Genomic DNA, 7,389 nt, shown 5'->3' with positions numbered 1-7,389 from the left:
TGTGCTGCAGCAAGTCTGGCAATAGGTACACGGAACGGTGAGCAACTCACGTAATCCATGCCAACTCTGTGGCAGAATTCCACTGAACTTGGTTCTCCTCCGTGTTCGCCACATATTCCAACCTTAAGGTTAGGATTGGTACTTCTTCCCTTTGAAGTGCCCATTTCTACCAATTGTCCAATACCTTCCTGATCAATTACCTGGAAAGGATCGTGTTCCAATATTCCTTTTTTCATATAGATTGGTAAAAATTTAGCAACATCATCGCGTGAATAACCAAAGCCCATTTGTGTAAGGTCGTTTGTTCCAAACGAGAAAAAATCTGCTACTTCTCCGATCTTATCAGCTGTAAGAGCAGCTCTGGGAATTTCGATCATCGTACCTACCAGATATTCAATTTTATCTCCTTTTTCTTCGAAAACCTCTTCAAAAACCGTACGTACAATTTTTTCCTGCATTGTAAACTCTTTAACGGTTCCTATTAAAGGGATCATTACTTCAGGATATGTATTGATGCCGTTGTCTTTGAGTTCAAGCGCTGCTTCGATAATTGCTCTTGCCTGCATAGCAGTAATTTCGGGGTATGTTATACCTAAACGACATCCTCTGTGTCCGAGCATTGGGTTAAACTCCTGTAATTCTGATACTTTGTCTTTGATTTCTTCGATCGAAATCCCCATCAAATCTGCCATTTCCTGCTGACTTGTTTCATCATGGGGTAAAAATTCATGTAAAGGAGGATCTAAAAGTCTTATTGTTACAGGTAAGTCAGCCATTGCTTCAAGAACATCTTTGAAATCCTTTTTTTGTATGGGAAGCAGTTTATTTAGAGCAGCTTTTCTGCCCTCTTCGTCATGAGCCAAAATCATTTCTCTCATCCTTGTCAGTCTTTCACCTTCAAAGAACATATGTTCAGTTCTGCAAAGGCCAATTCCTTCAGCTCCAAATTTCCTTGCTTTAATACTCTCTCTCTTTGTTTCAGCATTTGTTCTTACTCCCAGTTTACGGTATTTATCTGCAAGTTTCATCAATTCACCAAAATCACCGCTTAATTCAGGGGTCTGTGTGTCTAATTGTCCTTCGTATACTTCACCGGCCGTACCGTTTAGTGATATCCAATCGCCTTCTCTAAACTTAATTCCATTCACATTCATTTCCCGCGATTTGTAGTCGATCTTTAATGATCCCGCACCACATATACAGCATTTCCCCATACCTCGGGTAACAACTGCAGCATGCGAAGTCATACCTCCTCTGGCAGTTAATATACCTTTGGCAATATGCATTCCTTCCAGATCTTCGGGCGATGTTTCGTTTCTAACGAGAATGGAATCACCATATTTTTCTGCTTCGTCGGCAAAGAATACTATTTGACCGGTGGCAGCTCCCGGGGAGGCAGGTAATCCCTTTGCCAGTATATTTGCTTTTTCTACAGATGTATTGTCAAAAATAGGATGGAGGAGTTCATCTAATTTTTGGGGCTCTTGCCGTAAGATAACCTCTTTTTCACTTATAATTCCCTGTCGAAGGAAATCCATTGCGATTTTGACCATTGCGGCGGCTGTACGCTTACCGCTACGGGTTTGTAACATCCAAAGTTTACCATTTTGAATTGTAAACTCTAAATCCTGCATTTCTCTGTAATGATCTTCTATTTTTTGTTGAGTTTCATCCAGCTCTTTATAAACTTCCGGCAATAATTCTTCTAAGGAAGGGTATACTTTCTTTCTCTCCTCATCTGATACTTCTGCCAACAAAGCCCACCTTTTTGAGCCTTCCAAAGTTATCTGTTGCGGTGTTCTTGCTCCTGATACAACATCTTCTCCCTGGGCATTCATCAGGAATTCACCATTGAAAATGTCTTCACCTGTTGCTGCATCCCTTGTGAATGCAACTCCGGTTCCTGAATTGTCACCCAGATTGCCATATACCATCGCCTGAACATTTACTGCGGTACCCCAGTCTTCGGGTAGTTTATGTATTAATCTGTAGTATTTAGCTCTTGGAGTGTTCCAACTGTCGAATACGGCAATAATACTGTCCCACAATTGTTCCCAGGGGTCTTCCGGAAATTTTTCCCCGGTGTAATTTTCACATATATGCTTAAATTTTGAAACTAAGCCTTTTAAATCATCAACATCCAGTTCTGTATCCTGTTCAATTCCTTTGGCTTTTTTGACTTTATCCATAGCTTCTTCAAAAGGATCGTGATCTTCTTTTGATACTGCCTGAACGCCCCAAACAACATTTCCAAACATCTGAACGAATCTGCGATATGAATCCCAAACAAACCGTTCATTACCCGATTGGGCAATTAAGCCCTGAATAGTATTGTCGTTTAAGCCCAGATTAAGAACAGTATCCATCATTCCGGGCATTGATGCTCTTGCCCCGGAGCGAACGGAAAACAGGCAGGGATTATGTTTGTCGCCAAATTTGGATCCCATTATTGCTTCAGTTTTGGCAATACCGTCCTGTACTTCTGCTTTGAGTACTTCTATAGATTTTTCTTTACCTAATTTATTGTATTCCAGGCAGGCCTCTGTTGTAATTGTAAATCCCGGAGGAACAGGAATGCCAATCAAATTCATTTCTGCAATATTTGCACCTTTGCCTCCAAGGAGGTTTTTCATTTCTGAATTCCCTTCGGCAAAACCATTACCAAAGGTATAAATACGTTTTGTACTCATATAAATGTTTTTTTATTATCAATATAAAAAAGCCACTTATACCAATTTGATTTTAAGTTGGTATTACATGAGATAACAAATTTTAAATGGGCGAGGGCCGTAGGTGTTTATATAGGAGATGTTTATTGTATATTAAAGATAAAAAAAAGACCTGAATAATATTGATATTCAGGTCTTTAGATTTATTTTAAATTAAAAAGCTTAATCTTCGTCAACAAGAACCCATTGACCTTTTTCTATCATAGGGATCGCTTGTTTGTACTTCATCGATTTACTTTCGCCATTCATTACATTTTTGATTGTAACTTTATCGTTTCTGCCAATTTTCTTCTCGGTTCTCACAAATGTTTCCTGAACTTGTGGAGCCTGAGTTTGATTTGGCTGACCCTGATTGTCGCTTGGCAGATCAGATTCTCTGCTTGTTTGAAGTTTTTCTCTTTTTCGAGGAAGCTCTTTTGCCTCGCGAATATTTTGCTGAGGCTGCTCCATTTGAGGTAAGTTACCTTTCAATAAGAACGAAATAACATCTTTATTAACCTTATCTATCATAGCTTTGAAAAGCTCGTAAGATTCAAATTTATATATCAATAAAGGATCTTTTTGTTCATAAGATGCATTCTGAACAGATTGTTTCAGCTCATCCATTTCGCGAAGGTGATTTTTCCACGATTCGTCGATAATAGACAGAGTAATATTCTTCTCGAAATCTTTGTTAAGTTGTTTACCTTCTGATTCGTAAGCGTCTTTTAGATTTGTTACAACCTGCATTTGCTTAACTCCATCGGTAAAAGGAATAACGATATTTACATATCTGTCTCCCTGGTTTTCGAAAACATCTTTTATTACAGGGTAAGCAGCAGATGCAGTACGTGCCGATTTTTCCTTATAGTGTTTATAGGCTTTTGAGAAAACTTTTTGACTTAATTCATCTACTGTTAAAGAGTTAAATTCACTTTCGTTAACAGGAGATTCAATACTTAAGAAACGAACTAAATCTAATTTGAAGTTTTCGTAATCGCCTAATCCTTTTGCAGAAATAGAAATTTCTTCTGTAGTATCGTAAATCATGCTGGCAATATCTACAGCAAGTCTGTCTCCAAATAAAGCATTGTGACGACGTTTGTAAATAACCGTACGCTGAGAATTCATAACATCATCATATTCCAACAAACGTTTACGAATACCGAAGTTATTTTCTTCAACTTTTGTTTGTGCGCGTTCAATAGACTTTGAAATCATAGAGTGTTGAATAACTTCTCCTTCTTCCAAGCCCATTCTATCCATCAGTTTGGCTATTTTTTCAGAACCAAACAAACGCATTAGATTATCTTCCAGCGAAACGTAGAATTGCGAAGATCCCGGATCACCCTGACGACCTGCACGACCTCTTAACTGACGGTCAACACGACGTGAATCGTGACGTTCTGTACCGACAATTGCCAAACCACCTGCTGCTTTAGCTTCAGGTGTAAGCTTAATATCCGTACCACGCCCTGCCATGTTTGTCGCAATAGTTACAACACCGGGGTGACCTGCTTCTTTTACAATATCGGCCTCCTTTTTGTGCAACTTGGCGTTAAGAACATTGTGTGTGATGTGGTTGACTTTCAGTAATCTACCTAGTAATTCAGAAATTTCAACAGAAGTAGTACCAACTAATACAGGTCTTCCTGCTTTTGACAATTTAACTACTTCCTGAATTACAGCGTTATATTTTTCACGTTTAGTTTTGTAAACTAAATCTTCTCTGTCATCTCTAACGATAGGACGGTTTGTTGGAATTTCAACAACGTCTAACTTGTAAATATCCCAGAATTCACCGGCTTCGGTAACCGCAGTACCCGTCATACCCGAAAGTTTACGGTACATACGGAAGTAGTTCTGCAATGTAATAGTTGCAAATGTTTGCGTAGCAGCTTCAATATTTACATTCTCTTTTGCTTCAAGAGCCTGGTGTAATCCATCTGAATATCTACGGCCATCCATAATACGACCGGTTTGCTCATCTACAATTTTGATTTTACCATCCATGATAACATACTCAACATCTTTCTCAAATAAAGTGTATGCTTTCAAAAGTTGGTTCATCGAGTGAATTCTTTCACTTTTTATTGAATAGTCGCGGAATAATTCATCCTTCTTATGAGCTTTTTCATCATCAGAAGCGGATGCATTATCTATAGCTGCTATTTCCATTCCAATATCAGGCATGATAAAGAAATCAGGATCTGTATCTCCCGACAATAAATCAATACCTTTATCGGTTAAGTTGATAGAATTGTTTTTCTCGTCAATTGAGAAAAACAGATTAACATCAACTTTGTGCATTTCGCGCTCTTTGTCCTGTATATAGTAGTTTTCTGTTTTCTGTAAGAGAGTTTTTACTCCTTCTTCACTCAGAAACTTGATAAGAGCTTTGTTTTTAGGTAAACCTCTGTAAACCGAAAATAAGTTATAACCTGCCTCTTCGTGCCCCTCCTTAAACATTCTTTTAGCATCGGAAAGAACATTTTGAAGGTATTGACGTTGTTTGGAAACAAGTTTTTCAATTTTAGGTTTCAACTCGTTAAATTCGTGTAAGTCACCTTTAGGAACCGGACCACTAATAATCAGCGGAGTTCTCGCATCATCTACCAATACAGAATCGACCTCATCGACAATGGCATAATTGTGTCTTCGTTGTACAAGATCGTTAGGCGTATGGGCCATATTATCTCTCAGGTAATCGAAACCAAACTCATTGTTTGTACCATAAGTAATATCGGCTTTGTATGCATTACGTCTTTCTTCTGAATTTGCCTGGTGATGATCAATACAGTCAATTTTTAAGCCGTGAAACTCAAAAACAGGCCCCATCCAGGCAGCATCACGTTTTGCCAGGTAATCGTTTACCGTTACTACGTGAACACCTTTTCCGGGTAGAGCATTAAGATAAACAGGAAGTGTTGCAACAAGTGTTTTACCTTCACCGGTTGCCATCTCTGCAATTTTTCCCTGATGAAGAATAGTACCACCAATTAGCTGAACATCGTAGTGTACCATTTCCCATTTAACTATTTCGCCATTTGCATCCCATGCATTGTCCCAAATAGCTTTGTCATCAACAAGTTCAATGTGCTGTCGTGTAGCAGACAATTCTCTGTCGAATTGAGTAGCAGTAACTTCTAGTTGATCATTTTCGGCAAATCTCTTTGCTGTTTCTTTAACTAGTGCATATGCTTCCGGAAGTATTTCCTCAAGAACTTTCTCAGAAATCTCATAAGCTTCATCTTCAAGCTGATCAATTCTGGTGTATAATTCTTCTTTTTTGTGAATATCAATACCCTCGGCATTGGATTCTGCACGAAGTTTTTCTATTTCATTGTTTTGAGCAGAAGTAGCATCTTTAATTTTTTGTTTAAACTCTTCTGTTTTATTTCTCAAACCATCATTTGACAGTTTAGAGATATCGCCTTCAACAATTTTTATCTTATCCAAGATAGGTTTTAAAGCCTGTACATCTTTCGATGATTTATCACCAAAAAGAAGCTTCATAGCTTTATCTAAAAATCCCATTTTATTAATATTTTAAATTTCTAATTTATTGCCAAGCAAATAATTGAATAATTCGGTGTTTGTAAACCAAAATAGTAGATTTATAAACACCAAATAAGCTCACAGAAAGCGCTATTATGCAATTCTATGAACTTATCAATGTAAACGTTAATCTGTTTTTACAGATAAACTTATTGCTTTCTAATATTCATCCTCATTCCATAGAAAATCTTCATCCGAAGGATAATCCGGCCAGATTTCTTCAATTGACTCATAACTGTCTTCCTCATCTTCGATTGATTGTAGGTTTTCTACAACCTCAAGAGGCGCTCCTGTACGAATAGCGTAATCAATAAGTTCGTCTTTAGTAGCAGGCCATGGTGCATCGCTTAGGTATGATGCTAATTCTAAAGTCCAATACATAGTTTATGATGTATGTTATATTTTTTGCAAATGTAATTTTTTATAGATGAAATCAAAGAAAAAAATGATTTTTCTGTAATTCTATCTTTTTTTACAGATAAAATGAGCTTATATTTTTAACTATTAAAGATAAAAATATAAGCTATTTAGCTGAGTGTTTTTGAAGTGTTTTAACGAAACACTAAGGTTTCCAAAAAATTTCTTCGCTGTTTAATTTTGCAGAAAATTCTCTGGAAAGCATAAATAAGTAATCAGATAAACGGTTGATGTATACTTTTATTATTGTATCAATTTCCTCCACCTCACTAAGAGAGGATATCCTGCGTTCTGTTCTTCTACAGATAGTTCTCGCAATATGACAATGCGAAATATTAGAATGCCCTCCCGGAAGTACAAAATTTGTCATAGGGGGAATGTTTTGATCTATTCTGTCTATCTCTTTTTCCAATAGATCAATATCTTTATTGCTGATTTCAGGTAATTTGTTTTGGGCTTTTTTGTTATCTTTCGCAGTAGCGAGATGTGAACCAATTTTGAATAATGTATTCTGAATTTTGATAATTATTTCTTTAGTCTGTTCGTCCGAAAAATCTCTTATTAAGCCCATATAGGCAATAAGTTCATCTAAGGTGCCATAAGCTTCTATCCTGATATTGTGCTTTTCAACACGTTGTCCGCCAAATAGAGAAGTGGAGCCTTTATCTCCGGTTTTTGTGTATATTTTCATCTGTTAATAATTTGA

Annotated in this window: 4 protein-coding genes; all 4 read right to left on the bottom strand. The window is 37.2% G+C overall.

The window, feature by feature from the left end; genetic code table 11:
* Positions 1-2,690 (bottom strand): pyruvate, phosphate dikinase (ppdK, locus tag ABFR62_12165; protein MEN8139177.1); only part of this gene is annotated, 2,690 nt, incomplete at its 3' end.
* A gap of 201 nt (positions 2,691-2,891) precedes the next feature.
* Positions 2,892-6,245 (bottom strand): preprotein translocase subunit SecA, encoded by a 3,354-nt coding sequence (gene secA, locus ABFR62_12160; protein ID MEN8139176.1) that lies wholly within the window; start codon positions 6,243-6,245, stop codon positions 2,892-2,894.
* Positions 6,246-6,425: 180 nt separating this feature from the next.
* Complete coding sequence (locus tag ABFR62_12155) at positions 6,426-6,647, bottom strand: DUF2795 domain-containing protein (protein MEN8139175.1); 222 nt, start codon at positions 6,645-6,647, stop codon at positions 6,426-6,428.
* A 181-nt stretch (positions 6,648-6,828) separates the two neighbouring features.
* Entirely contained in the window at positions 6,829-7,374 is a 546-nt protein-coding gene (locus ABFR62_12150; GenBank protein MEN8139174.1) for a cob(I)yrinic acid a,c-diamide adenosyltransferase, read from the bottom strand.
* Between the last annotated feature and the right edge of the window lie 15 nt (positions 7,375-7,389).

This window comes from Bacteroidota bacterium (genome assembly GCA_039714315.1).
Taxonomy (GTDB): domain Bacteria; phylum Bacteroidota; class Bacteroidia; order Flavobacteriales; family JADGDT01; genus JADGDT01.
Note: the sequence above shows the minus strand (reverse complement) of the source record. Positions and strands in the feature narration are given on the sequence as shown.

What these genes read in the sequence shown, in the direction of transcription:
- secA (MEN8139176.1), bottom strand. Translation starts at nt 6,245, where the DNA reads ATGGGATTTTTAGATAAAGCTATGAAGCTTCTTTTTGGTGATAAATCA.
- ABFR62_12155 (MEN8139175.1), bottom strand. Translation starts at nt 6,647, where the DNA reads ATGTATTGGACTTTAGAATTAGCATCATACCTAAGCGATGCACCATGG.
- ABFR62_12150 (MEN8139174.1), bottom strand. Translation starts at nt 7,374, where the DNA reads ATGAAAATATACACAAAAACCGGAGATAAAGGCTCCACTTCTCTATTT.